This window comes from Delftia sp. PX-1 (assembly GCF_055797465.1).
In genome coordinates this window covers 2894620-2920164 of the sequence record NZ_CP184763.1, presented here as the reverse complement: position 1 = coordinate 2920164, position 25545 = coordinate 2894620, and the positions used below count along the sequence as shown (strand labels likewise).

The 25545-nt window shown below is 65.4% G+C and carries 22 protein-coding genes and 1 tRNA gene; 17 read left to right on the top strand and 6 right to left on the bottom strand.

Going from position 1 to position 25545, the window contains the following annotated elements; all coding sequences use genetic code 11:
* Positions 1-49: 49 nt before the first annotated feature.
* Both ACN20X_RS13535 and ACN20X_RS13530 read right to left on the bottom strand, forming a co-directional pair.
* Positions 50-853 (bottom strand): MlaE family ABC transporter permease, encoded by an 804-nt coding sequence (locus ACN20X_RS13535; RefSeq protein ID WP_012204765.1) that lies wholly within the window; start codon positions 851-853, stop codon positions 50-52.
* A gap of 72 nt (positions 854-925) precedes the next feature.
* On the bottom strand, positions 926-1390 hold the full coding sequence (locus ACN20X_RS13530; RefSeq protein WP_013803089.1) for a Cd(II)/Pb(II)-responsive transcriptional regulator: 465 nt from the start codon (positions 1388-1390) through the stop codon (positions 926-928).
* Between the two features lie 39 nt (positions 1391-1429).
* On the opposite strand from ACN20X_RS13530, the gene ACN20X_RS13525 reads away from it, so the two are divergent.
* The 10 genes from ACN20X_RS13525 to ACN20X_RS13480 all read left to right on the top strand — a co-directional run bounded on the left by ACN20X_RS13525 (position 1430) and on the right by ACN20X_RS13480 (position 10405).
* The gene (locus tag ACN20X_RS13525) at positions 1430-3646 is read left to right on the top strand and encodes a heavy metal translocating P-type ATPase (RefSeq protein WP_473210701.1); all 2217 of its coding nucleotides are present in this window, start codon (positions 1430-1432) and stop codon (positions 3644-3646) included.
* Entirely contained in the window at positions 3643-4029 is a 387-nt protein-coding gene (locus ACN20X_RS13520; protein ID WP_279492779.1) for a DUF3703 domain-containing protein, read from the top strand. The genes ACN20X_RS13525 and ACN20X_RS13520 overlap by 4 nt, the downstream gene beginning before the upstream one ends.
* 48 nt (positions 4030-4077) lie before the next feature.
* On the top strand, positions 4078-4536 hold the full coding sequence (locus ACN20X_RS13515) for a hypothetical protein (protein ID WP_239009424.1): 459 nt from the start codon (positions 4078-4080) through the stop codon (positions 4534-4536).
* A 121-nt stretch (positions 4537-4657) separates the two neighbouring features.
* A complete protein-coding gene (locus tag ACN20X_RS13510) occupies positions 4658-5026 on the top strand; it encodes a hypothetical protein (protein ID WP_473210700.1) in 369 nt (122 codons plus the stop codon).
* Positions 5023-6471, top strand: coding sequence for a TolC family protein (locus ACN20X_RS13505; RefSeq protein WP_343739953.1), 1449 nt, complete (start codon positions 5023-5025; stop codon positions 6469-6471). The genes ACN20X_RS13510 and ACN20X_RS13505 overlap by 4 nt, the downstream gene beginning before the upstream one ends.
* Position 6472: 1 nt before the next feature.
* Positions 6473-7855: a multicopper oxidase family protein gene (locus ACN20X_RS13500; RefSeq protein ID WP_016452435.1), complete on the top strand. Its 1383-nt coding sequence runs from the start codon at positions 6473-6475 to the stop codon at positions 7853-7855.
* Positions 7856-7875: 20 nt separating this feature from the next.
* Entirely contained in the window at positions 7876-8367 is a 492-nt protein-coding gene (locus ACN20X_RS13495) for a cupredoxin domain-containing protein (RefSeq protein ID WP_046242186.1), read from the top strand.
* A 34-nt stretch (positions 8368-8401) separates the two neighbouring features.
* Complete coding sequence (locus ACN20X_RS13490) at positions 8402-8911, top strand: DUF411 domain-containing protein (RefSeq protein ID WP_016452436.1); 510 nt, start codon at positions 8402-8404, stop codon at positions 8909-8911.
* Positions 8912-8926: 15 nt separating this feature from the next.
* Positions 8927-9328: a copper-binding protein gene (locus tag ACN20X_RS13485; RefSeq protein ID WP_043791475.1), complete on the top strand. Its 402-nt coding sequence runs from the start codon at positions 8927-8929 to the stop codon at positions 9326-9328.
* A 66-nt stretch (positions 9329-9394) separates the two neighbouring features.
* On the top strand, positions 9395-10405 hold the full coding sequence (locus ACN20X_RS13480; protein WP_016449921.1) for a P1 family peptidase: 1011 nt from the start codon (positions 9395-9397) through the stop codon (positions 10403-10405).
* Positions 10406-10411: 6 nt separating this feature from the next.
* On the opposite strand, the gene ACN20X_RS13475 is transcribed toward ACN20X_RS13480, so the two are convergent.
* The 3 genes from ACN20X_RS13475 to ettA form a co-directional block, all read right to left on the bottom strand.
* Positions 10412-11557, bottom strand: a complete 1146-nt coding sequence (locus tag ACN20X_RS13475; protein WP_473210699.1) for an FAD-dependent monooxygenase — start codon at positions 11555-11557, stop codon at positions 10412-10414.
* 170 nt (positions 11558-11727) lie between these two features.
* The gene (locus ACN20X_RS13470) at positions 11728-14343 is read right to left on the bottom strand and encodes a DUF1631 family protein (RefSeq protein WP_473210698.1); all 2616 of its coding nucleotides are present in this window, start codon (positions 14341-14343) and stop codon (positions 11728-11730) included.
* 60 nt (positions 14344-14403) lie between these two features.
* Complete coding sequence (ettA, locus tag ACN20X_RS13465) at positions 14404-16065, bottom strand: energy-dependent translational throttle protein EttA (RefSeq protein WP_016449924.1); 1662 nt, start codon at positions 16063-16065, stop codon at positions 14404-14406.
* Positions 16066-16332: 267 nt separating this feature from the next.
* Here ettA and ACN20X_RS13460 point away from each other — a divergent pair, with 267 nt between their 5' ends.
* The 7 genes from ACN20X_RS13460 to ACN20X_RS13430 all read left to right on the top strand — a co-directional run bounded on the left by ACN20X_RS13460 (position 16333) and on the right by ACN20X_RS13430 (position 24949).
* The gene (locus tag ACN20X_RS13460) at positions 16333-18129 is read left to right on the top strand and encodes a DEAD/DEAH box helicase (RefSeq protein WP_016452439.1); all 1797 of its coding nucleotides are present in this window, start codon (positions 16333-16335) and stop codon (positions 18127-18129) included.
* 239 nt (positions 18130-18368) lie between these two features.
* Positions 18369-20126 (top strand): M14 family metallopeptidase, encoded by a 1758-nt coding sequence (locus ACN20X_RS13455; RefSeq protein ID WP_016449926.1) that lies wholly within the window; start codon positions 18369-18371, stop codon positions 20124-20126.
* Positions 20127-20211: 85 nt separating this feature from the next.
* Positions 20212-20288, top strand: a tRNA-Arg gene (locus ACN20X_RS13450).
* A gap of 171 nt (positions 20289-20459) precedes the next feature.
* Positions 20460-21698, top strand: a complete 1239-nt coding sequence (locus ACN20X_RS13445; protein ID WP_473210697.1) for a tyrosine-type recombinase/integrase — start codon at positions 20460-20462, stop codon at positions 21696-21698.
* Between the two features lie 466 nt (positions 21699-22164).
* On the top strand, positions 22165-22398 hold the full coding sequence (locus tag ACN20X_RS13440) for a helix-turn-helix transcriptional regulator (RefSeq protein ID WP_473210696.1): 234 nt from the start codon (positions 22165-22167) through the stop codon (positions 22396-22398).
* Between the two features lie 95 nt (positions 22399-22493).
* Positions 22494-23621 (top strand): hypothetical protein, encoded by a 1128-nt coding sequence (locus ACN20X_RS13435; RefSeq protein ID WP_473210695.1) that lies wholly within the window; start codon positions 22494-22496, stop codon positions 23619-23621.
* Between the two features lie 137 nt (positions 23622-23758).
* Positions 23759-24949: a YagK/YfjJ domain-containing protein gene (locus tag ACN20X_RS13430; RefSeq protein WP_473210694.1), complete on the top strand. Its 1191-nt coding sequence runs from the start codon at positions 23759-23761 to the stop codon at positions 24947-24949.
* A 174-nt stretch (positions 24950-25123) separates the two neighbouring features.
* Here ACN20X_RS13430 and nikR read toward each other — a convergent pair whose 3' ends face one another.
* Entirely contained in the window at positions 25124-25510 is a 387-nt protein-coding gene (nikR, locus tag ACN20X_RS13425) for a nickel-responsive transcriptional regulator NikR (RefSeq protein WP_473210693.1), read from the bottom strand.
* Between the last annotated feature and the right edge of the window lie 35 nt (positions 25511-25545).

Below are 25545 nucleotides of genomic sequence, written 5' to 3'. Positions count from 1 at the left end.
GCACGGGCCTTGCCGTGCATGTGGGGTTCGTGGAGTTCAGCAGGCGTGCTCAGTAGTAGTTGCCCATGAGCGAGATCACCTCGATCACCAGCAGCACGGCAAACATGCGCGCAAAGCCGCCCAGCGCCGCCCCGCCGAGCCGGTGGCGCCGCAGCGGCGCATACAGGCCCGAGGCCATGGGCATGATGGCCACGGTGAGGCTGAAGAACCAGGTCTTGAGCACGAAGACCAGGGTCACGGCCGGCGTGAAGATCTGGCCGAAGATGCGCGTATAGCCGGGCAGGCCCGCCAGCGTGAAGCCATAGACGCTCAGGTAGACGGTGACCAGGGCCACTACGCAGCTGAGCACGGCCAGCGTGACCGAGGCAAACACGCCACCGGCGGCGCGCGGCACCAGGGCCATGCGCAGCGGGTCGGAGCCGCGCTCCTGCCAGGCCTGGAGCTGGCCCCGTGCGCGCAGCTGCGCAATCAGCGTGCCGTTGGGAATGGTGCAGCGCATGGCCACGAACAGCGCGGCCGTCAGCGGGATCAGCTCGATCACCAGCACGCGCACCACCATCTCCAGCGCATAGCGCGACAGCCCATAGCTCAGCGCCGTGACGATGACGATGCGCGTGATGACCGCGCACAGCAGGGCCGCAAGCGCCGTGAAACCCAGCAGGATGGGGCCGGTCTGCACATAGATCTGGTGCGCCATGGCACGCCGCGCGCCGCGCCGGTAGCTGGAAGGGGACATGGCCAGCACCAGCAGCACGGCGCCCAGGTAGACGCTGCGCCACCAGGCCAGCGCATGGTCGCGCAGCGCCGCCCAGATGCGGTCGGGAAGGGACAGGGCTGCGTGGCTGAGGCTCATCGGACGATGATAGCGAGCCGTACCGGGACGGTCCGTCGGACGCCGGCGCAAGACAGGCAGCTGCGGACGGCGCTACACATGGCGCTTGGCGCCGGAGCTGCCCAGGGCGGGTGCCAGCGGTTCGTCGGCCTGGGCGTGCAGGGCCTCGATCAGATGGCAGTAGCTGTCCGACCCGTCGCACTGGCTGCGCAGCTGCATCAGCTCATGCTCCAGCGCGCGCAGCTCGGCCAGGCGCTCGCGCACATGGCCCAGGTGCGCATCCAGGGTTTCGTTGGCGGCCACGCAGTCGGCCTTGCTGGCGCCGTCCAGCGCCAGCAGGGTGCGCACCTCGTCCAGCGACATGTCCATGGCGCGGCACAGGCGGATGAAGCGCAGCCGGTGCACATCGCTGTCGCTGTACAGCCGGTACTGGTTGTCCTCGCGCACGCCCGCGCTCAGCAGCCTTTCCTTCTCGTAGTAGCGGATGTTGGCGGCGGCCACGCCGGAACGCTTGGCCGCCTCGCCGATGCGCCAGCGCGCAGATTCATGCTGTGACATGCTTGACCTTGAAGTGACTTCACCGTTTCCAATGCTCGCATGAACTCCAATCGCCTGCCAAGCCCTCAGGGCAACGAGGCCCTGAAAGCCTTCCCAGCCCATTCCACGCCCGCCTCGACTTCGCCGTCTTCCGCCTGCGGCACCGATTGCTGCGCGCCCTTCACCATCACCCAGCCCACGCCGGCCCGCAAGAAGGCCCATGGCCACTCGCATGCGCACGGCGAGGGCCACGATCACGCCCACGCCCGTGACCACGACCATGACCATGACCACGGTCACGACGAGAGCGATCCCCATGCCGGCCACGACCACAGCGTGCTGCCCGGCTGGCCGCGCATCACGGCCGCGCTGATTGCAGCCGTGCTGGCCGAAGCCGCCCACTGGTTCAGCGGTTCCCAGGACGGCGTGCCGGCCCTGCAATACGGCGGCATGGCCGTGGCCGTGCTGGCCATTGCCCTGTCGGGCCTGGGCGTCTACAAGGCCGGCATCCGCGACGTGCTGCGCCTGAAGCTGGGCATCCATGCGCTGATGGCCATTGCCGTCACGGGTGCCTTCGCCATCGGCCAGTGGCCCGAGGCCGCCATGGTCATGGCCCTGTACGCCGCGGCAGAGCGCATCGAGGACCAGGCCATGGACCGCGCGCGCAATGCCATCCGCAGCCTGCTGCAGATGGCGCCCGAGACGGCCGACGTGCTCCAGCCCGACGGCAGCGTGCAGCGCGTGGCGGCCGCCGACGTGGCGCTGGACGCCACCGTGCGCGTGGCCCCTGGCGCGCGCGTGCCGCTGGACGGCGTGGTCCTGCGCGGCCAAAGCTCGGTCAACCAGGCGCCCATCACCGGAGAAAGCGCCTTGGCCGACAAGACCCCGGGCGACGAGCTCTATGCCGGCAGCATCAACCAGGATGGCGAGCTGCAGATGCGCGTCACCTCGGCGGCCAATGACAGCCTGATTGCGCGCATCGTCCATGCCGTGGAGCAGGCCCAGGCCTCCAAGGCACCCACCCAGCGCTTTGTCGATCGCTTTGCCGCCGTCTACACGCCCATCGTGCTGGTGCTGGCCATTGCGCTGGCGGTGCTGGCGCCGCTGGTCATGGACTGGAGCTGGCATGACGCGGCCTACCAGGCCCTGGCCCTGCTGGTCATCTCCTGCCCCTGCGCCCTCGTGCTGTCCACCCCCGTCACCGTGGTCAGCGCGCTCACGGCGGCTGCACGCCGCGGCCTGCTGATCAAGGGAGGCCAGGCGCTGGAATCGGCGCGCAAGCTGCGCGCCATTGCCCTGGACAAGACCGGCACGCTGACCACGGGCAGCCCGAAGCTGGTCGAATGGAAGTCCTGGAGCGAAGAGGATGCAGCCCGGGACACCGCCCCTGGCCCCGCCCTGCCCGCCGCGCGCGCCCTGGCCCTGGCCGGCCGCTCGGACCACCCGGTCTCGCGCGCCATTGCTTCCGGCCTCCAGGCTGATGCCGCCGTGGCCGCCGTGGCCGCGCGGGCCTCGGTCAGCAAGCTGCTGGCCCTGCCCGGCCGTGGCGTGCAGGCCGAGATCGACGGCCAGCTCTGGACCCTGGCCAACCTGCGCTGGGTGCAGGAGCAAGGCTGGGACAGCGCCGCGCTGCGCGCCGGCTTGGCCATGCACGAAGCCCAGGGCCGCACCGTGACCCTGCTGGCCGACAGCAGCGGCGTGCGGGCCCTGTTCGCCGTGGCCGACCCGCTGCGGCCCCAGGCCCGCGAGGCCGTGGCACGCCTGCAGGCCCTGGGCGTGCAGCCCGTGGTGCTCAGCGGCGACAACACGGCCACCGTGCGCTCCATCGCTGCCGAAGCCGGCATCCAGGATGCGCGCGGCGGCCTGCTGCCCCAGGACAAGCTCGACGCACTGGCCGAGCTGCAACGCACACGAGGCCCCACCGCCATGACGGGCGACGGCATCAACGACGCGCCGGCCCTGGCCCAGGCCGACATCGGCTTTGCCATGGGCGGCATGCACAGCACGGGCATGGCCATGGAAACCGCCGACGTGGTGCTGATGAACGACGACCTGCGCCGCCTGCCCGAGGTGGTGGAACTGTCGCGCAGCGCCCACGCCGTGCTCTGGCAGAACATCGCCCTGTCGTTGGGCGTCAAGCTGGTGTTCTTCGCGCTGGCCCTGGCCGGCAACGCCAGCATGTGGCTGGCTGTGCTCGCCGACATGGGCGTGAGCCTGCTGGTGGTCGGCAACGGCCTGCGGCTGCGCCGCTGGGGCAGCGACCGGGAGACGGCATGACCGACGCCCAGCGCCGTGCCGCCTTCACCCACCTGCTGCACAGCTTCCGTTCAAGCCAGGACCAGGCGCCCGCACAGCGCTGGCTGCTGCTGGAGGCCAGCCATGTGCTGGGCCAGCAGCTGCTGGGCCTGCACTGGCGATCCCACTGCTGGATGCTGCGCCACGCGCTGCAGTTGCGCGACGGCTGGGAGGTCGCCGGCCAGCTGCTGCGCCTGGCCCTGGTGCCCGCAGGCCATCTGCTGGACCGGCTGCCGCGCGGCAACACCGGCCGCGCCACGGTGCCGGCCACCCTGCCCATGGACATGCCGCCCGCCGTATCGGCGCTGATCGCCGAGGCACTGCGCACCACGCGCCGCCCGCCCGGGCAGAGGGCCCGCACCTGAGGAACTTCGTGGCACCGTCCGGTATCATCCATGCCTATGCGTCGCCCCTTGTCCATTGTCCTGGTCTTGCTGCTGGTCCTGCGTGGCCTGCTGGGCGATGCCATGGCCATGGGGGCGGCTCCGGTGATGGGCGTCCCGGCTCCGGCCGTCGCATTGGCGTCGGACTCCGCACTCCACCACCATGCGCCGGAGATAGCGCAGTCGCCGGACAGCCATGAACGGCATCCGGCACACGCCACGGAACAGCCCTCTCACCCCTCGCATACGTCGCACGCCGAGCACAGTGCAGACTGCTCCCCCCAGGCCGGCAGCCCTGCGGGCGGCGGCTGCGGCGAGCATGAACACGGCCCCAGCTGCACCCTGTGCGGCATCTGCCATTCGGCCCTTTTCACCCCTGGCCAGATCGGCTCGGACGGCGCTGCGCCGTCCGCCGCACTGCGCCCCCAAGGCAGCACGCGCTTTGCCAGCGCGGCCAAGCTGCAGGCCATCAAGCCACCCATTTCCTGAAGCCTGACGCCCGAAGTGCGTCCGCGCCCACCCTGCCGCCTGCCCATGGGCAGCCCGTTCTCGGGCATGGCAGGGCGCTTGGCTGCGGATGCGTCACCCGTTACGCATTCAGGAGATCACCATGCGCCGTGCGCATTTTCTCGCCCCCCTCATCCCCCTCATCCATTTCGGGCTGGCAGCCCTTGCCGTCTCCAGCCCCGCTGCCTGGGCCCAAGCCCATGACGGCAGCCTCCCCCCGGCCTCTTCCTCCGCAGGCTTGACCGGCGCCATCGATCCGGCTGCGGCCAGCCTGCCGCTGCGCCATGCCGCGCTGCCGGCCAGTGGCGCCGTGGAAACCGAGCTGACCGACTGGCGCCAGGCCAATGCGGCCGTGGCCGAGTTTCCCAACGGCCATATGGACATCCTGCGCTGGGAAGCCGCCCAGGGCGGCCGATCCACGCCCGCGCCGTCCCCGCACGGCTCTCACATGCAGCACGGAGGCCGGCCATGAAGCGCACCCTCTTCGCCCCCACCCGGCTGGTCGGCGCCATGGCTGCCGTGCTGGTCCTGGCCGGCTGCGCCAGCATCTCGCCCGACGGCCTGCGCGGCGCGGTCCAATCCCATACCGCCAGCCGCCTGCCGGACGGCGCCCAACTGCCGCCAACCGATCTGCAGGCCCGCGACACGGCGCAGCAGCGCATCGACGAGTGGCTGCGCCAGCCGCTGGACATGGACCAGTCCGTGCGCATCGCACTGCTCAACAACCCCGGCCTGCAGGCGCGCCTGGCGCAACTGGGCGTGCAGGATGCAGACCGCGTGCAGGCCCTGACGCTGCCCAACCCCACGCTGACCCTGGGCCGCATGGTCAACAGCGACGAGCGCGAGATCGAGCGCCAGCTGAGCTTTGGCCTGGTCAGCCTGATCACCCTGCCCTGGCGCAGTCGCTGGCAGGGCATGCAGATGGAACAGGCCACGCTGACCGCCGCGCAGGACGTGCTGCGGCTGGCCGCCGACACGCGCCGCGCCTGGCTGCGCGCCGTGGCCGCACGCCAGCAGCTGGCGGCCAGCGAGCGCATGCACGAGGCGGCCGAGGCCGGGGCCGAGCTGGCGCGGCGCATGGCCCGCGTGGGCAACTTCAGCCGGCTGCAGCAGGCGCGCGAGCTCAGCATCCAGCAGGACACCGCAGCCCAGCTGGCGCGTGCGCGCCTGGCCGCCACGGCCGAGCATGAGCAACTGGCCCGTCTGATGGGCCTGTGGGGACGGCGCATCGATTTCAAGCTGCCCGACCAGCTGCCCGCCATCCCGCAGGCCGCCACGCAGTTGCGCTCCGGGGACGACGCCGAAGCCACCGCGCTGCGCGAGCGCCTGGACCTGCGCGCCCTGCGTCGCGACCTGGACCAGTTGGCCGAGCGCCGTGGCTGGGCACGCCTGGGAGCCATGTTCGGCGACATCGGCCTGGGCTACAACCGCAACACCGCCACGGACCGGGCCACCGGCCACAGCGATGTGACACGCGGCTGGGAGATCGACCTGCCCCTGCCGCTGTTCGACTGGGGTGGCGCCGCCAGCGGCCGCGCGCGCGCCGAGCTGCAGCGCAGCGCGGCCCAGCTGCAGCAAGGCGCCATCCAGGCGCGCGCCGAGGCGCGCAGCAGCTGGATGCGCTACCGCACGGCCTGGGACCTGGCCCACCAGCAGCAGGCTGAGGTGCTGCCGCTGCGCCGCTTCATCCAGGATGAAACCATGCTTCGCTACAACGGCATGTTCGTCAGCGTCTGGCAATTGCTGGCCGAGGCCCGCAGCAGCGCCCAGGCCGTGGCCACCGCCACCGATGCGCAGCGCGACTTCTGGCTGGCAGAGACCGACCTGCAGCTGGCACTGACCGGCACGTCGCCGGGAGCCATCCAGGCTGCCGCCAGCGCTGCCGCGCCCACCCCCACCAACGAAGCGAGCCACTGACATGAACCGCCGCAATTTCTTCACCGGCGCCGCCGTGGCCGCCGTCTCCAGTGCCGCCGTCAGCCGCGTGGCCCTGGCCGCCCTGCCCGAGGCAGCGACCCAGTCCTCGGCCGAAACCGCCGCCCCGCTGGCCCCGCCCAACGGCCGCCCCTACCGCCCCGTGGTCACGCTCAACGGCTGGACCACCCCCTGGCGCATGAACGCAGGCGTCAAGGAATTCCACCTGGTGGCCGAGCCCGTGGTGCGCGAGGTGGCACCGGGCTTCTTCGTCAACATGTGGGGCTACAACGGCCAGAGCCCGGGACCGACCATCGAGGTGGTGGAAGGCGACCAGGTCCGCATCTTCGTGACCAACCGCCTGCCCGAGCACACCACCGTGCACTGGCACGGCCAGCGCCTGCCCAACGGCATGGACGGCGTGGGCGGCCTGACCCAGCCGCACATCCCGCCCGGCAAGACCTTTGTCTACGAGTTCACGGCGCGCCGTCCCGGCACCTTCATGTACCACCCGCATGCCGACGAGATGGTGCAGATGGCCATGGGAATGATGGGCCTGTGGATCACGCACCCGAAGGCGGCGCACCCGCAGATCGCCGAGGTCCAGCGCGACTACGCCTTCCTGCTGTCGGCCTACGACGTGGAGCCCGGCTCCATGACCCCACGCGTGGCCGAGATGACGGACTTCAACATCTGGACCTTCAACAGCCGGGTGTTCCCCGCCATCAGCCCCGTCGTCGCCCGGCGCGGCGACCGCGTGCGCCTGCGCGTGGGCAACCTGACCATGACCAACCACCCCATCCACGTGCATGGCCACGAATTCGAGGTCACGGGCACCGACGGCGGCCCCGTGCCCCGGTCCGCACGCTGGCCCGAGGTGACCACGGACGTGGCCGTGGGCCAGATGCGGCAGGTGGAGTTCATCGCCGACGAGCTGGGCGACTGGGCCCTGCACTGCCACAAGAGCCACCACACCATGGGCGCCATGGGCCACGACACGCCGACCATGATCGGCGTGGACCACCGGGGCCTGGTCGGCAAGATCCAGAAGATCGTGCCCGACTACATGGTCATGGGCGAGCGCGGCATGGGCGACATGGCCGCCATGGAGATGCCGCTGCCCGACAACACCTTCCCGATGATGACGGGCACGGGCCCCTTCGGCCCCCTCGAGATGGGCGGCATGTTCACCACCCTCAAGGTGCGCGAGCAGCTGGGCGCCAACGACTACGGCGACCCGGGCTGGTTCAACCACCCCAAGGGCCGCGTGGCCTATGAATGGAAGGGGCCGGCGGCCGAGGCCTCCGCACCGCGCCAGACCACGCCCGGCCAGTCCCCCGGCGCACCCAGCGTGCGCAAGCCCGGTGCGGGCCATGAGCACCACTGATGCCATCCAAGGAGCACCTCATGAACACCTTTGCCCTCCTCCTCGCCACGGCACTGCTCGCCGGCCCCGCTGCCGTCTTCGCCCATGGCAGCGAAACCCACGATGACGCTCCCAAGGCCGCCGCGGTCAAGGAGCAAAAGCCCTGGGGCATTGCCGGCGATGCCTCGGCCGCCCGGCGCACCATCACCCTGGACATGAGCGACAACATGCGCTTCACACCAGAGCGCATCAGCGTCAGGCGCGGCGAGACGGTGCGCCTGCGCGTGGCCAACAAGGGCCAGGTCATGCACGAGATCGTGCTGGGCACGCCGGCCTCGCTGGACGAGCACGCGCAGATGATGCTCAAGTTCCCCACCATGGAGCACGGCGAGCCCTACATGGCCCATGTCTCGCCCGGCCAATCCGGCGACCTGGTCTGGAATTTCAACCGCGAAGGCAGCTTCGACTTTGCCTGCCTCATCCCCGGCCACTACCAGGCCGGCATGCGCGGAACCATCACGGTGACGCAATGAGCGCGCCACTTCTTCCCCCCTTCAGGAGTACCCCATGAAACATGAACGCATGGCATCCGCCCACCCGCGCCGCAGTGCGCTGCGCCGCATGGCCCTGGCCTGCACGGCATTCGCCGCCCCTTCGCTGTGGGCGGCCGCACCCACGGCCCGCATCCCGGTGGAGGTCTGGAAGGACCCCAACTGCGGCTGCTGCCAGGACTGGGTGGTGCACATGGAGCACAACGGCTTTGCCGTCACCGTGCACGACACCGGCAACAGCGCAGTGCGCGCCAGGCTGGGCATTCCGGCGCGCCTGGGGTCCTGCCACACGGCCCTGGTCGAAGGCTATGCGCTCGAAGGCCATGTGCCTGCGGCCGACGTGCACAAGCTGCTCAGGCAAAAGCCCAAGGCGGTGGGCATTGCAGTGCCCGGCATGCCCGTGGGCAGCCCCGGCATGGACGGCCCCGAGTACGGCGGCCGCAAGGACCCCTACGAGGTGCTGCTCATCACCAAGAACCTCATGAACAGCGACGTTTCCACCCGCACCTTCACCAGCTACCGCTGACCCCCGGAGCACACCATGCACAACACAGTCCTCCTTGTTTCCCGTACGTCCCGTACGTCCCGTACCGCCCTTGCCGTGCGCCTGGCACTTGCCGCCGCGCTGATCCCGGCCTGGGCCTGTGCCCAGGCCACGGCCCACGACCATGCGGCGCATGGCGCGCAATCTGCCGAAACCGCACCCGCCGCCGCCAGCCAGGACCTCAGCGAAGGCGAGGTCACGCGCTGGGATGCACGCACCAGCAAGGTCACGCTGCGCCACGGCGAACTCAAGAACCTGGGCATGCCGCCCATGACCATGGTCTTCCAGCTGCGCGTGGCAGCACCCGAGCCCGCCCTCAAGGCTGGCGACAAGGTGCGCTTTCGCGCCGAGCAGGACCAGGGCGCCTTCGTGGTCACGCAGCTGGAAGTGCTGCGCTGAAGACCGGGTGCAGGGCTGCCGTTTCGGCTAAGGTGAAGGCCTGTCCATCACAGAGCAGAGCAGCGCATGCCAAGCACCGACTCAGACCCCGGCTCCATCACCCGCGTACAGGGCATCGAGGTAGGCCACCACACCGATGCCCGCCGCCCCACGGGCTGCACCGTCGTGCTGGCGCGCGGCGGCGCCGTGGGGGGCTGCGATGTGCGTGGCGCCGCCCCCGGCACGCGCGAGACCGACCTGCTGCATCCCTCCAACCTGGTGCAGCAGGTGCATGCCGTCATGCTCTCGGGCGGCAGCGCATGGGGGCTGGACGCGGCCAGCGGCGCCATGCGCTGGCTGGACGAGCAGGGCATAGGGCTGGATGTGGGCGTGGGCCGCGTGCCCATCGTGCCGGCCGCCGTGCTGTTCGACCTGGCGGTGGGCGACAGCCGCATCCGCCCGGGTGCCGATGCCGGCCATGCGGCCTGCCAGGCCGCCAGCGCCGCGCGGCCTGCCGAGGGCAATGTGGGCGCCGGCATGGGCGCCTGCGTGGGCAAGGTCTTCGGCATGGATCGCGCCATGAAGGGTGGCATCGGCACGGCCTCGCTCACCGTGCACGGCGTCACCGTGGGCGCGCTGATTGCCTGCAATGCCGTGGGCGATGTGGTCGATCCCCACAGCGGCGTGCTGCTGGCCGGCGCGCGCAGCCCCGATGGCCGCCAGCTGCACGACACCTGCCGTGCCTTGCTGCGCGGCGAAGAGCCCCGGCCGCTGCTGGCAGGCACCAACACCACCATCGGCGTGGTTGCCACCGATGCACGCATCACCAAGGCCCAGGCCCAGCGCCTGGCCGTGGTGGCCCATGACGGCCTGGCACGCGCCATACGACCCGTGCACACCATGAGCGATGGCGACACGCTGTTCGCCCTGGGCACGGGCCTGGCCGAGCACTCGCTGGGCATGCTGACCCTGTCCGCCATGGCCGCCGAGGCCGTGGCCCTGGCCACGGTGCGCGCCGTGCTGGCCGCGCAGTCGCTGACCACGGCCGAAGGGCTGGAGCTGCCCTGTGCCAGGGAGCTGGCCGCCTGCCGGCCCTGACCGGGTTCAGGCCTGCAGTGCCACCGCCCAGGCGTCGTAGCCGTAGACGCCATCGGCATTGCCACCGGCGCGCAGCCAGTTGTTGCCGCGCGAGCCGATCTGGATCTCGCTGGTGCGCTGCATGCGCATGGCCTGGTAGCGCGCCAGGGCAGCGGGCACCTGCTGCGATCCCTGGGCAGCGTCCAGGTTGCGCGCCAGCACCACGGCATCCTCGATGGCCATGCCCGCACCCTGGGCCATGAAGGGCATCATCGGGTGGCAGGCATCGCCCAGCAGCGTGATGCGGTCCTGCGACCAGGCCGGCAGGGGATCGCGCTCGTACAGCGCGGTCTTGAGCACCGTGTCGCAGGCGTCGAGCAGCGCCCGCGCGTCGGGATGGAAATCGGCATAGAAGCCGCGCAACTCCTCGACGCTGCCCGGCGTGGTCCAGGATTCCTCATGCCACGATTCCTGGGCCGTGGTGGCAAAGATGAAGGTATCGCGCCCCTGGTTCAGCGGAAAGGTCACGATCTGGCTTTGCGGCGTGGCGCCCCACCATTTGGTGAAGGCCTGGATGTCGGGCACATGGCGCACGCGCTCGGTAGGCACCACCGCGCGGAAGGCCACCACGCCCGTGAAGCGCGGGCTCTCGGCGCCGAACAGGGCCGCGCGCACCACGGAGTGGATGCCGTCCGCGCCAATGAGTACGTCCAGCTCGGCCACTTCGCTGCCATCGGTGAAGGCGATGTCCACGCCTTGCCCCGTCTGCGTGATCTGGCTGGCGCGCTTGCCCAACTGCACCTGGTCCAGCGGAAAGGCATCGGCCAGGGCCGCCAGCAGGTCCGCGCGGTGGATGGTGAGCTGGGGCGCGCCGTATTTGCGCTCGGCCTCGTCACCCATGGTCAGGCGTGAGGTTTCCTCGCCCGTGTCCCAGTTGCGGCTGATGCGGTGCGTGGGCCGTGCGGCGCTGGCACGCACGGCGGCGGCGATGTCGGCGCCCAGGCCATCGAGGGCGCGCACGGCATTGGGCGTGAGGTTGATGTCCGCGCCCACGCGCAGGAACTGCCGGCTTTGCTCGAACACCAATACTTCATGCCCTGCCTGGTGCAGCGCATTGGCTGCCGCCAATCCGCCAATGCCTGCTCCGACGATGCCTATCCTCAAACGCGCCATGGTTCCTGTCTCCTGCTGGTGGGGTCTATTCGGTGGTGATGCGCCCCATGATCCGGGGCGCATCGATGCAGGACATTGTCTTTTTGACGCGCCTCAAGCCTCAACCTCCGCAACGCCCGAATTGGGCACGATTCGTCCCCATCGGCACCGGCGCATGTCCGGCAGGCGCCTCAGTCCACGCGCCGCAGCTGCCCTTGCGCCAGCAGCTTGTCGCGCATGCGGCGCGTCATGGACTGGGTGCTGCCATCGGTGGCCGTGAACAGGAACAGCGTCTGCTGCGGGCTGACCCAGGTCAGCTGGGTGCGGATGCTCTGCCGGGCATTGGACAGCTCCACCCAGGTGCCCAGCGCCCAGTCCTCGGACACCACGGGCGCCACGGGTGCCACAGGTTCAGGTGCAGGTGCCACGGATGTCGCATGCGGCGTCACCTGGGGCCCGGCAGGCTCGCCAGGCATCCTGGTCGGCGACGCCGCAACGGCCGGGGGGGCAGGCAGCTCGTCCTGCAGCGCCTCGGGCAGCTCCAGATCCTGCTCGGTAAGGGTGGCCATCTCGTGCGCCATATCGTTCGCCATGGGCTGCGGCACATCCAGCGGCACCGGCATGGAGGCCGCCACGCCGAACAACGACTGTGGCAGGCGCGCTGCCGAGGAGCCGGGCCTTGCCTGGACGGGCCTGGCCTGGCCTGGCCCGGCAGCATCGAACCGGGAAGGCAGGGACGCCAGCACCGAGTCCGACCCATAGACGGTGGGCGGCACGGAGTCCAGATAAATATCCACGCTCTCTATGGGCTGGCGGACCACACCGGCATCCAGCGCATCCTGGTGCAGGCCGGCCAGGCGCGCGGCAAAGGCCTGGATCTCCTCCTCCGTGCGCCCCACGCTGCGCAGGCCGGCGCGCAGCCGGGCCTGCAGGCGCGGCGCCAGCGCCACCAGCCGGTCGGTATCGCGGCCGGCGTGTGCGGACACGCTCCACAGTAGGCTGGGCACCAGGGCGAGGTAGCCGCCGGGGTCGCGGGCCTCGCTGCCGTCCACAGGCTCCTGGACGCTGGCAATCACCTGGGCCCACGGCCCCGTGGCGAATTCCAGGATGTCATCGGGTACGCCCTGGGCACTGGGCAGGCGCCGGATGGCGGCTGCGATCTGCTCGGCCCGGGGCATGGCGGTTTCCGGCCAGCGCGGGTCCGCACGCCGCCCTTCCACGCGCCGGAGCGCGGCCGAGACGGGGCCGGTCACCGTGCCATCTTCAGGTGCTTCGCTCGGGCCCACGGGCTGCATGCCGCTGCCGCCCCAACCGTCACGCAGCTGCTGCAGCACCGTGGCAAAGGCCGATGCATCGGCGCGCTGCAGGGCCGCCAGCCGCATGGCAGCGGAATCGGCCACCTGCAGGAACTGGCCATAGCCCGGTGCGGATTCACTGTCGAACCACAGGCTGCGCGCCGTCAGCTCGTCGAGCAACTGGCGCGCAGGGTGATTGCGGTCCTCGAAAAAGCGCGTGTCCTGGACCACCAGCTGCTGCAGCAGCGGCTCCAGCCGGCCCACCGTGCGCTGCACGGAAGGCAGCAGGCGCGTGTCGGCGGCCATGAAGCGCATCATGCGCTGCAGCGTATGCAGCGCCGCGCCGTCGTCGGCGCGCGCGCCCGGGGGAGGCTCCTGCGGCTCCTGCGGCTCCTGCGGCTGCAGGGCCTGCATCAGCTGCTCCAGCTGGGCCGAGTGGTGCTGCACGGACTCCAGCGCCATGCAGCTCAGCGAGGTCCAGCCTTCGGGCAGCGCCGCCAGCACGGTGGGTGCCGTCTCGCTGCCCTGCCAGGCGGTGGTCTGCAGCCGGCTTGCGCCGTCCATGGCCGGCGCAAACTGCCCGGGCACGGAATAGGCGGATGGTTGGGCCAGCGCCAGCATGGAAGAAGGCGCCGCAGCGGGCGCCTCGCGGTGTGAATCCATCCAGCGGGGGTCGGACAGCAGGGCGGCCACCAGGCGCCGCGTCAACTCATCTTCCTGCGCCTGCTGGCCGAAGGCGCCGTAGGCGCGGCTCTGTGCCACGGCATCGCCATAGTGTGAAGGCGCACGCCAGCGGTTCGGCCCCGGCATGTCGGTCTGGCGCCGGCCCGGCTCGGGCGGCGGTGCCACGCCATAGGCGGCAGGCTGCACGCCCTGGTCGCGCAGGGACTGGGCCACATGGCCGTACTCGGATACCAGCAATGCGCCCAGATGCTCGCGCATGAAGCCCAGCCAGCAGGCGGCGCATTCGGGCTCGACCCCGGTGTCGTCGATCACGCGCTGCAGCGCCTGCACATAGTTGTGGGGCCTGAGCGGGTTGCGTTCGGGCTGGACACGGTCCAGGCCCTGGATGGCGCTGACCAGGGCATCGAGCTCGGCCAGTGCGATCTCCACCTGCGGCGCCACATGCTGCAGCAGGCGCTGGTGGGCCAGCTGCGACTGCAGCACGGAGTCATCCAGCAGGGAGAGGGAGGCGAAATCGGTGGTGCCGGGCACACCGGACGCACCGGAGATGCCCGGCACCGGCGGCCAGGCGGCAGCGCCACCGGATTGGCCAAAGCATTCCAGCAGCGCCAGCCCATAACCCTTGAGCATGGCGGCCCGGTGGCGGGCCAGCAATTCCAGCGCCTCGGGGATTTCAGCGCGGCGCGGCAGGCCGGAGCCAGGCAGCTCGGCCTGCTCCATGGCATGAGCCGTGCGCTGAAGCAGCCGCAGGATCAGCGCCTCCGAGCCGCGGACAGCCTGCACCAGGCAGGCCTGCAACGCGGCAACAGAAACGGGTGGAGGATTCATGGCCCGAAGAATACAGGCTCCAGCCCGTGCCGGAGGCGCTTTGAGGCTTGCCTTTGATGCTTACTTCAGTGCCTTGTAGCGCATGCGCTTGGGCTTGGCGCCTTCTTCGCCCAGACGCTTTTTCTTATCGGCTTCGTACTCCTGGTAGTTGCCGTCGAAATACACCCACTGCGAATCGCCTTCGGCGGCCAGGATGTGCGTGGCGATGCGGTCGAGGAACCAGCGATCGTGGGAGATCACCAGCACCGTGCCCGCGTACTCCAGCAGCGCATCTTCCAGCGCGCGCAGGGTTTCCACGTCCAGGTCGTTGGAGGGCTCGTCCAGCAGCAGCACGTTGCCGCCCTGGATCAGCGTCTTGGCCAGGTGCAGGCGGCCGCGCTCGCCGCCGGAGAGGTTGCCGACCTTCTTTTGCTGGTCCTGTCCGTTGAAGTTGAAGCGGCCTGCGTAGGCGCGCGAGGCCATCTGGAACTTGCCGACGTTGATGATGTCCAGCCCGCCCGAGATGTCTTCCCACACCGTCTTGTCATTGGCCAGCGCGTCACGCGTCTGCTCCACATAGGCCATCTTGACCGTCTGGCCCACGATGACTTCGCCGGAATCGGCCTGCTCGCGCCCCGCGATCAGCTTGAACAGCGTGGACTTGCCGGCGCCGTTGGGGCCGATGATGCCGACGATGGCGCCAGCGGGGATGTTCATGGTCAGGTTGTCGATGAGCACGCGGTCGCCAAAGCTCTTGGTGACGTTGTTGAACTCGATGACCTGGGTGCCCAGGCGCTCGGCCACAGGAATGAAGATTTCCTGGGTTTCATTGCGCTTTTGGTATTCGAAATCGCTCAGTTCCTCGAAGCGCGCGATACGGGCCTTGGACTTGGCCTGGCGGCCCTTGGCGTTCTGGCGAACCCACTCCAGTTCCTTCTTCAGGGCCTTGGCACGGGCTTCCTCGCCCTTTTGCTCGGACTCCAGGCGGTTTTGCTTCTGGATCAGCCACTCGGAGTAGTTGCCCTTGTAGGGAATGCCGTGGCCACGGTCCAGTTCCAGGATCCACTCGGCAGCGTTGTCCAGGAAGTAGCGATCGTGGGTGATGGCCACCACGGTGCCGGTGAAGCGGTGCAGGAACTGCTCCAGCCATTCCACGGACTCGGCGTCCAAGTGGTTGGTGGGCTCGTCCAGCAGCAGCATGTCGGGCTTGGACAGCAGCAGCTTGCACAGCGCCACGCGGCGCTTCTCGCCGCCGGACAGCTTGCCGATCACGGCGTCCCAGGCCGGCAGGCGCAGGGCGTCGGCGGCGATCTCCAGCTGGTGCTCGGAGTCGGTGCCGGCAGCGGCGATCTTGGCTTCCAGCTCGCCTTGCTCGGCAGCCAGCGCGTCGAAGTCGGCGTCGGGCTCGGCGTAGGCGGCGTAGATTTCATCGAGGCGCGCGCGGGCCGCGTTGACTTCGGCCATGGCCTCTTCCACAGCCTGGCGCACCGTGTGCTCTGGATTGAGCTGAGGCTCCTGCGGCAGATAGCCGATGGACAGGCCCTGCATGGGCAGCGCCTCGCCTTCGAATTCCTTGTCCACCCCGGCCATGATCTTGAGCAGCGAGGACTTGCCAGAGCCGTTCAGACCCAGCACGCCGATCTTGGCGCCCGGGAAAAAGCTGAGAGAGATATCCTTCAAGATCTGCCGCTTGGGCGGCACGGTCTTGGTGAGGTGGTTCATCGAAAAAACGTATTGAGCCATTCTGGTCCGAGTACTTGAATCGTTGATTTCTGCAAAAACCGGGCAACAAATCGGTTGCACGCCAGCCGTGATTATCGGCGCATGCGACAATACCCTGCGTTGCGGGTTCCAGTTGCCCGTGACATCAGCATTCCAGCTGGGGACGATGGACGCTGTTTTCCAGGCTCCCGACATTGAACCTCATCCGCCTACGACTGGTCCGGCAACCGCCCTGGTTGCCTCGGCAGGCTGATACCCAGCGCCCCGGACGGGCGCATCTTTGATCACATGACATTTGAAGAACTGAATCTGGCTCCCGCCATTCTGAAGGCCGTGCTTGAGGAGGGTTACGAGAACCCGACTCCCATCCAGGCACAGGCCATTCCGGCGGTGCTCGCCGGCCACGACCTGCTGGCAGGCGCCCAGACCGGCACCGGCAAGACCGCGGCCTTCACCCTGCCCATGCTGCACCGCCTCTCGCAAGGCCAGGTGCCGCGCAACAAGTTCGGCGGCAAGGGCATCCGCGCCCTGGTGCTGACGCCCACGCGTGAACTCGCAGCGCAGGTCGAGGAATCGGTGCGCAGCTACGCGAAGTACCTGGACATCAACTCCACCGTCATCTTCGGCGGCGTGGGCATGAAGCCCCAGATCGACCGCATCAAGAAGGGCGTGGACATCCTGGTCGCCACGCCGGGCCGCCTGCTGGATCTGCAGCAGCAAGGCTTCATGGACCTGTCCACCGTCGAAGTCCTGGTGCTCGACGAAGCCGACCGCATGCTGGACATGGGCTTCATCCACGACGTCAAGAAGGTGCTGGCCCTGGTGCCCAAGGAAAAGCAAAGCCTGCTGTTCTCGGCCACCTTCAGCGACGAGATCCGCGACCTGGCCAACGGCCTGCTGCGCAATCCGCAGTCCATCCAGGTCACGCCCAGCAACACCACCGTGCAGCGCATCACCCAGGTGATCCACCCCGTGGGCCGCGGCAAGAAAAAGCAGGTGCTGCTGCACATCATCAACGAGAACAACTGGAGCCAGGTTCTGGTGTTCACGCGCACAAAGTTCGGCGCCAACAACGTTGCCGAATTCCTGACCAAGAACAACATCAGCGCCATGGCGCTGCACGGCAACAAGAGCCAGAGCGCACGCACCCAGGCACTGGCCGGCTTCAAGACCGGCGAGCTGCGCGCACTGGTGGCCACCGACATCGCTGCACGCGGCATCGACATCGATGAGCTGCCGCACGTCGTGAACTACGAAATCCCCAACGTCTCCGAAGACTACGTGCACCGCATCGGCCGCACGGGCCGTGCCGGGCGCGAAGGCCATGCCGTCAGCCTCGTGTGCATGGACGAAGAAGGCTTCATGATGGACATCGAGCGCTTCACCAAGCAGGAAATCCCCGTGCAGGTGCTCGAAGGCTTCGGCCCGGAAGAAGGCGAAGTGGCCGAACCCATCGCCATGGGCCGCCAGACCATCTGGGGCGGCGCGGGCAAGCCGCCCAGCCGTGACGTCATGCAGGCCGCCGCCAAGGCTGCGCGCCAGGAAATGATGGACCGCATCCGCACCAACAAGGCTGCCCAGCCCGACCGCGGCGGTCGTGCAGGCGGCCGTGGCCAGGCAGCACCCAAGGCAGGCTCGGACGAAGGCCGCTCCGAAGGCAGCGCAGGCGGCCAGGGCCGTGGCCGCAACCACGCCGGCGCAGGCGCCAACAACAAGCCGCGCCGTGACCGCTTCGACGGTCCGGGCAACGGCTCCGGCGCGGCTCACCGCCCCAAGGCAGGTCCCCAGAACGCCCCCCGTCGCGGCCCGCGTCCTGACGGCGAAGGCGGCGGTGGCCGTCGCTTCGACGACCAGCCCCCGCGCGCTGATGCCCACCTGGGCACGCAGCTCGGCCATGCACGCAGCAGCGGACCGCGCGGCGGCGCCGGTGGCGGTCAACCCGACCCGATGCGCACCAGCGTGGACACCATGGCCGAACGCGGCCGCCGCGGCGGCGGTGGCTTCAACCGCGGTGGCGGCGGCGGCGGTGGTGGCTTCGGCGGCGGTGGCCGTGGCGGCTCCTCGCGCGGCGGCTACGGTCGCTGACCTGCACTGAATACCCGGCGTGCCAGGCGGCATGCCGGGCATTGCACCAGCCCAAAGGGCTGCATCTCCCCGGGGCTGCAGCCCTTTTGCATTGCACAGATTGCGCCTTCAGCCGACAGCGCGCCGCAAGCCTGCATGGCTATCATCCCGATAGCATTGCGGCCTGCGGCGACTGAAGGCCGCACCCCTTTTCCCGGATTCCCCAAGATTCCCCACGACTGGTTCCTCAAGGCCACGCCATGACACTGCTGACTCCACCCGCCATACCCTCCAGCCAGCGCCCCGATCCGGAGCTGCCACAGGGCCGGCTGCGGTGGTCGGCCCTGGCATGCACCGCACTGCTGGCCGCCTGCTCCAGCACGCCGCTGCCGCCCTGGCCCACGTCCTCCAAGCCCCAGGTGGCCACGCCCACCCGCCCGGCCCCGGAAATACCCGTGGTGCCCCAGGCGACAACGCAGCCGATCGCACCGGCCAACAACCTCGTCCCCCTGCCCTACAACGCGGCCGTGGCGGCGCGCTTCCCCGACCCGGCCACGCGCTATGACACGCCCGGCCTGGCGCCGCAGCGCAACCAGTTCACCACGGCCAGCGAACTGTCTTCCTGGCTGAACAGCCAGGCCAGCAAATCCCTGGGCCGCGACACGCGCCTGGGAATCGTGCAGCCCGGCAGCTCGCAGCGCGGCAGCCCCATCCAGGCCCTGGTGGCCACGCGCGCTCCTGGCATCCAGCCGTCGGCGCTGTATGACAGCCGCCGCCCCACGGTCATGCTCGTGGCCGGCCAGCATGGCGACGAGCCTGCAGGGACCGAGGCATTGCTCATCATTGCCCGCGAACTCGCTCCCGGCGGCCTGCTGGAGCCGCTGCTGCAGCAGATCAACGTGATCCTCGTGCCGCGCGCCAACCCCGATGCCGTGGAAGCCGGCACGCGCAATGCAGCCGATGGCACCGACATCGCCCATGACCACCTGCTCCTGAACACGCCGGAGGCCAAGGCCCTGGCCACGCTGGCACGCGACTACCGCCCCGTCGCCGTGGTGGACCTGCAGGAATTCCCGGCCGCCAGCATCTTCCTGCAGAAGTACCAGGCCATACAGCGCTACGACGCCCTGCTGCAGTATTCGGCCACGGCCAACCAGAATGAATTCGTGACCAAGGCTGCGCGCGAGTGGTACACGGCACCGCTGCGCACCGCGCTGTCGCAAGCCGGCCTGAGCAGCGACTGGTACTACACCACCAGCCAGGACCTGCAGGACAAGTCCATCTCCATGGGCAGCCTGGCGCCCGATTCGCTGCGCAACATCAGCGGACTCAAGAACTCGGTGGGCTATCTGGTCAGCAGCCGTGGCTCGGACCTGGGCCGCGCCCACATCCAGCGGCGCGTGCACACCCTGGTCACCGCCGCCACACGCATGCTGCATTCGAGCGCCGAGCGCGCCAAGGACCTCACCCAGGTGCAGGCCTTCGTGGCGCGTGAGACCGCCTCTCTCGCCTGCCACCAGCAACTCGCCGTCCAGGCCGAGCAGACGCCCGAGCAGCGCACGCTCACCATGATCCAGCCCGACACGGGTGCCGACCAGCAGGTGCGCGTGGACTGGAACGCCTCCCTGCAGGCCCGCACCACGCTGTCGCGCCCGCGCTCCTGCGGCTACTGGCTGTCCGCCAGCGCCCAGACCGCCGTGGACAGGCTGCGCCTGCTGGGCCTGCAAGTGCTCAAGGTGGCCGAGCCCGGCCAGCTGCTGGCCGACTCGTACAACGAGGCCCGCTCGGCCACGCCCGCCAGCGGCGCCTATGCGCTCACGCGCGGCGCCGTCGAAGCACCCGTGGGCAGCTACTACCTGTCGATGAACCAGCCCATGGCCAATATTGCCGCTGCGGCGCTGGAGCCCGACACGCCCTACAGCTACCTCGCACGCGGCCTGGTGCCCACGCTGAGCGACATGGCGCGCGTGATGGCCCCCCCTTCGGTGGTGTTCGAGGAAGAAGAAGACGCCGAATGACGGCAAGGGCGCCAGGGCACGCCGCCAAGCCCTGAGCGCCCGCCCATTGCGGGTATGATCCGCGCTGGCCCGTCAGCGGCCATACCTGCCCGTAGCTCAACCGGATAGAGCAATTGCCTTCTAAGCAATAGGTCGGGGGTTCGAGTCCCTCCGGGCAGGCCATCCTGGCATCCCAAGAAGTTCAAAGAAGTCCAAGAATAGGCGCTGGCCTTGGGCTTCAAGGACATCCAGCGTTCAAAGCCGTCCAACGGCATCCGGTGACATCCAGGATGTTTGTTGGTATCGTTGTTGGTATCCCGTGTACTTGACACGCAAGATACCAACACGACCTGAATGCCCCTGACAGACACCTTCATCAAAGCCCTAAGACACGACCCCAGCAAGAGCGCTGGATCGAAGCACTCCGATGGGCACGGCTTGTACCTGCACGTGAAGGAGTCTGGCAAGTACTGGCGCATGGCGTACCGCTTTGCAGGCAAGCAGAAGACGCTTGCACTAGGGGTGTATCCCACTGTAGGACTCGCCCAGGCCCGCCGTCGCCGCGATGAAGCCAGAGAACAGCTCGCATCCAGCATCGACCCCAGCCTTGCAAAGCAAGTCCAGAAGCTCGCCCTCGCCCATGCCCAGGAGAGCACTTTTGAGGCTGTCGCGCGTGAATTCCATGGCATCAAGTGCGGCGCATGGAGCGACACCTACGCGGAGAAGTGGCTGCGCAACATGTCCAAGGATCTGTTCCCGCATGTGGGCCGCATGTTGCTTCCTGAGATTACCCCTCCCCTGCTCCTAAGCGTGCTCCGAAAGGTCGAAAAACGAGGCGCACGCGAAACTGCCCACACGCTTCGCCAGACAGCAGGGCAGGTGTTTCGCTACGGCATCCAGACGGGACGATGTGAGCGCAACCCGGTCTATGACCTGCAAGGTGCTCTTGAGCCAATCGTGGTGAAGCACATGGCAGCAGTCCTCGAGCCAAGCAAAGCTGGAGAGCTTCTACGTTCAATAGACGAGTACAGGGGGCAGCCCACTACCAAGGCAGCTCTGCAGCTGTCAGCTCTTCTATTTCAACGCCCAGGCAACATCCGCTCCATGGAATGGGCGTGGATTGATGCTGAGCAAGCGATGCTTACTATCCCGTCAATGAGCATGAAGAGGACCAGATCCCAGAAGCTCAACGGACGGCCTCACCTGGTACCCCTAGCTGGCCAAGCCCTCGAAATCCTGGAGGAGATTCGCCCACTCACAGGCCATGGGAAGTATGTCTTCCCCAGCTTGCTCAGCGGTGAGCGACCGATGAGCGAAAACACCGTCAATACCGCACTTCGCCGCCTCGGCTACAGCGGGGACGAGATGACAGCTCATGGATTCAGAGCAATGGCCCGCACCCTGCTTGCAGAGCGTCTTCCAGGGATAGCATCCGACGTAGTGGAGGCGCAACTAGCTCATGGAAAGGCAGGGCCCCTTGGTGCAGCGTACGACCGTGCAGAGTACATGGAGCAAAGGCGCTCACTCATGGAGACATGGGCAGGTTATCTTGACCAGCTCCGGCAGCAGAGAGAGTCCTCACCATCGCGGTAAGAGCACTGTCACAGCCTCTCACTCTCCACCGGGGTTGACCCGGTTGCGCGGCGACTCCAGTGGCAAGCCCTTTGGCGGGCAAGAAAGTCTTGACCGGCACCGAGGATGAGAGGCTCCGTAGCAAGCTCCACCAAGTTTGGCAGGAGTGCGACACCTAGGCAAAGGCCATGACCTGGTTTGTCGGTCACAGTGTTACGACTTCGACGAAGTCTTTCGACTCGCAAGTGCCTAGTCAACCCACTTCACACGCTGCCCAACTTGTGCTACGGTACTGGCCGCGAGGATGAATTCTGCACCGTTCAAGGTGCTTCATCCTATTCGGCGCACGCATACAGCCTCGCTTGGCCTCTTACGGAAGCTAAGCCAGGAGATTGCGGTTTTATCTAGGGTTGCGCCGGTCCTTGCAAGAGACCCCGCTGCTAGCGCGAGCTAAGGCGGGAAGATTTATCTTGCATTGGACCAAAATATGGCCGTCACGCGCCGCATCATCCGCCTCCCTGAACTCATTAGCCTCATCGGCCGCAGCCGCTCGAGCGTCTACGACATTCTGAACCCTCGTTCGCCCCGTCATGTCTCGGATTTTCCTCGGCCCGTACGTCTTGGGAATACGCCACGCAGCGCAATTGGCTGGCATCTTGACGAAGTTTTAACTTGGCTCGACTCTCGTCAGCGCACACCCACCAATCAGCCCTCGCGTTAGAAATCATTGGCAATCTCAATGATTGAGCGATCAACGACCCACTTACATCGATAAAACAACATAAGTGGATATGAGTGCGATTATTAAGAATCACAATGACAAAATACATCTTTGATGCAGCAATGCGAGCCTTCGAAGAAAAATATAACGCTCAGCAAAATAAATACTTTCCTAATGAAATTGAAATTTATGGACGTCATAAGTCAACTTTGACAAAGCACCGGGCGACAGAATTCGAGGTTTCGGCCTCCATTCCCGACAACTTTTATCCCGACCTTGCAGTCCAGTTGGTTGCAATCACTTATTTAGCAATCCATCTTTGCAAACGCAAGACAATGCCTTACCGCGTCCGGCGCGAGCCAGCTCGGTCCAGCTATAGTTGCGCCAACCTCTATACCCCTCGAATTGATTTCGAATTTCACTTCGATGCCTTGCGCTTATTCATAAGAGAAAGCCATTCATGCGACTCCCTGCTGAAACGCGCCAATGTATTACATCCCGCCACTCTTGAACTAATTAAATTAGGGATTGCAATATATAAAAATAACCTCCTTCCTAAGCACCAGAGTTGGGAGGAACATCAAGTATTGAGTACAGAGCAGAGTCAACGCAACCTCATAGCGCAAAAAATGAACGAATGGCACTCTCTACCATTCAATAAGAATTCCATAAAAAAATGGAATAACGGGCACCTCTCCTGCGCGGAAAATTTTCTAGAATCGTGGACCTCTTACGCAAAAAAACACAAGTGTTTTTTACTGAGAGCGGACCTAATCTACAGTTCACCTAACCAGTTGGCCAGAGGTTTCGGTACTCCAACTCATAACATCGTCCGGGAAAACGTTGCGGCTTTTCAAGAAGCCATGCGCTGCAATCCGACATTCCGTGATGCGAAGGTTCTGTTGACGCCTTATTCGGACCTGTCCCGACAGTGGCAGCTGCCACTGACAGCGCTCATTCCAGGTTCTGACAGAAGCCGCGCAGAAGCCACCATGGAAATTAAAAAAATCTGGGAATCTGTCGCATGCGTAAACGGCAAAAGCTTGGAGTCTAATCTGCAGTTCTTCGAAGGAGAATATCGCTTCATTTCACGTGATCAGCATATGTTTGACAGCCTTGATCAGCAACTATTGCAGGCTGCAATTTACCACTTCCACACTCGGCTAATTGCTGACACATGCATTGACACTGTTTCAATAACGCAAAAGCTCATGATCCGCTGAAAATAATTTAGCACCTAATACATACGCAACAAAATATTTCGCACCAGTTTAAATAAACAAAAGCATCATGTGCGCACTTATTATTCGACTACTTAATCAAAATTACGGCAAAAAAAGGGGAAATATATTCCCCCACCTTGCAAAACAGCTCAAACTATTTCAAGGATGATGAAGACTTTATCCAAGAGTTCATGGAGCAACGTTGTATTCTGGATCTACCCTTAGCAAACAGCATACAGAACAACCAAGAAAATCATATACACAAAACTCTGCTCGTCCCCCAGGCTTCTGAGCTGATAAAAGCATTGGTACAAGCGGAGCAGTTCATGCGTTCATCAGTTAACTCACTTGATTTACTGAAAGCTGTTGATCCGGACACTAGGGTCACTACTAGACCATCGCAAACAGCCTTGGACTGGGTCCGTCATGCTCTAGATATGGCAATGCGCATCCAGCAGTTATTCGTCGAAAACGAAAATTTGCGCCATGCAGTAATTCAGCAACGCCTCCAACCTCCACCGGCATTGGCGAAGTTTTTGGAACTACTGTTCTTGATTCTGTCGACATATCATCTCTGGAGTGGAAAGAATGATAATCACTGGATCTGGCCTGACATCGAGACTGTCGACTACCACCAAGACTGGCAAAAATATTCCCCGTATTTCGATCTGGTGCGTGAACTTGTAGAAATTCAGAGTATTCTCGCCAAACAGAATTCTGCCCGCGACCGACTTCGCAATGCCAACTTTACAACTGCCTGCAACCTAGTTAACGAAGCCTTCGCTGCTTCTTCCAAGGTGCTGGCCATCCGAATTGATCTAGGATATGCAAAGGGAATTTCTTCATTTTTGATAAAAAGCAGGAGCAACCATCAAAATGAAACCCCAATCAATTTAGAAGAATTTTTAACACATCTGAGTATTTTCTTAGGCGTCATGAACAAGACATACGTCAACAGCAGACTGGCCTACATTCTGAAAATAGAATATGGCATATCCAAAGGATACCACGCTCACATACTACTTCTTTTAAACGGACACAAACATCAGCAAGATGTTAGCATAGCTCAGAAATTGGGCAAATCCTGGTCTGAGGATATTACACAAGGGAGAGGAATATATTGGAATTGCAATGCAAACAGAAGCCGATACAAAAAAGATGCTATAGGAATGATTAATCGCGCAGACGAACAAAAAAGAGATCATTTAAAAGCATATGTTCTCACTTATTTAGTAAAACACGACATCCCCCTTGGGGTGCTGCACGAGAGAGCCTTCAGGAAATTCAGGCCGAGCCACCGAAAGCTAAAATCATTAACAAAAAAATAATTCCATTTACACAAAATATTCAGTCTTAACACCCATCCAAGAAATTCAACCACTCTTATCAACTATAAAAAGAAAGACCCATCCAACTAATAAATGATATCAATTCAACGGCCATATTGGAACACACCGAAATACGCCAACACAGACCGAAGTAGCAAGTAAGGCGCTACGCCATCAAGTGAACTTGCCCATTTTTACGTCTCGCTCCGCCAGGATGGAATTTACAAATTCACTAACAGCGTTCGCTGGCCCGCGCAGAATCACAGTCTCCATGCATTGGGCGTGCTCGAGGTGTACGTGGGTAGATGCCAGCGTCAGCACCTGGTGGTTATGTTGTATGTCCAAAAATCGTAAAGCGGTCGTTCGGTCGTGGTGATCGTACAGATAGCTCAGTGACGCCACACAAGGTGCATCTGGCTTCGCCGCCAATCTTTCCTGCCCCAATTCACGGCGCACGAAGTCCCGAAATGCCTCGGAGCGATTACTGTAACGCCGCGACTCAATCAATGATTCGAAGTCTGCGGCCAGTTCATTATCGATGGAAATACTCAATCGCTGCATGGACTACCTGTCTGGGGAGAGTGAGCCTAGAGCGC

Bases quoted from the DNA above. Each gene is read 5' to 3' on its own strand.
- ACN20X_RS13535 (WP_012204765.1), bottom strand. From the start codon at position 853: ATGAGCCTCAGCCACGCAGCCCTGTCCCTTCCCGACCGCATCTGGGCG.
- ACN20X_RS13530 (WP_013803089.1), bottom strand. From the start codon at position 1,390: ATGTCACAGCATGAATCTGCGCGCTGGCGCATCGGCGAGGCGGCCAAG.
- ACN20X_RS13525 (WP_473210701.1), top strand. From the start codon at position 1,430: ATGAACTCCAATCGCCTGCCAAGCCCTCAGGGCAACGAGGCCCTGAAA.
- ACN20X_RS13520 (WP_279492779.1), top strand. From the start codon at position 3,643: ATGACCGACGCCCAGCGCCGTGCCGCCTTCACCCACCTGCTGCACAGC.
- ACN20X_RS13510 (WP_473210700.1), top strand. From the start codon at position 4,658: ATGCGCCGTGCGCATTTTCTCGCCCCCCTCATCCCCCTCATCCATTTC.
- ACN20X_RS13505 (WP_343739953.1), top strand. From the start codon at position 5,023: ATGAAGCGCACCCTCTTCGCCCCCACCCGGCTGGTCGGCGCCATGGCT.
- ACN20X_RS13500 (WP_016452435.1), top strand. From the start codon at position 6,473: ATGAACCGCCGCAATTTCTTCACCGGCGCCGCCGTGGCCGCCGTCTCC.
- ACN20X_RS13495 (WP_046242186.1), top strand. From the start codon at position 7,876: ATGAACACCTTTGCCCTCCTCCTCGCCACGGCACTGCTCGCCGGCCCC.
- ACN20X_RS13490 (WP_016452436.1), top strand. From the start codon at position 8,402: ATGAAACATGAACGCATGGCATCCGCCCACCCGCGCCGCAGTGCGCTG.
- ACN20X_RS13485 (WP_043791475.1), top strand. From the start codon at position 8,927: ATGCACAACACAGTCCTCCTTGTTTCCCGTACGTCCCGTACGTCCCGT.
- ACN20X_RS13480 (WP_016449921.1), top strand. From the start codon at position 9,395: ATGCCAAGCACCGACTCAGACCCCGGCTCCATCACCCGCGTACAGGGC.
- ACN20X_RS13475 (WP_473210699.1), bottom strand. From the start codon at position 11,557: ATGGCGCGTTTGAGGATAGGCATCGTCGGAGCAGGCATTGGCGGATTG.
- ACN20X_RS13470 (WP_473210698.1), bottom strand. From the start codon at position 14,343: ATGAATCCTCCACCCGTTTCTGTTGCCGCGTTGCAGGCCTGCCTGGTG.
- ettA (WP_016449924.1), bottom strand. From the start codon at position 16,065: ATGGCTCAATACGTTTTTTCGATGAACCACCTCACCAAGACCGTGCCG.
- ACN20X_RS13460 (WP_016452439.1), top strand. From the start codon at position 16,333: ATGACATTTGAAGAACTGAATCTGGCTCCCGCCATTCTGAAGGCCGTG.
- ACN20X_RS13455 (WP_016449926.1), top strand. From the start codon at position 18,369: ATGACACTGCTGACTCCACCCGCCATACCCTCCAGCCAGCGCCCCGAT.
- ACN20X_RS13445 (WP_473210697.1), top strand. From the start codon at position 20,460: ATGCCCCTGACAGACACCTTCATCAAAGCCCTAAGACACGACCCCAGC.
- ACN20X_RS13440 (WP_473210696.1), top strand. From the start codon at position 22,165: ATGGCCGTCACGCGCCGCATCATCCGCCTCCCTGAACTCATTAGCCTC.
- ACN20X_RS13435 (WP_473210695.1), top strand. From the start codon at position 22,494: ATGACAAAATACATCTTTGATGCAGCAATGCGAGCCTTCGAAGAAAAA.
- nikR (WP_473210693.1), bottom strand. From the start codon at position 25,510: ATGCAGCGATTGAGTATTTCCATCGATAATGAACTGGCCGCAGACTTC.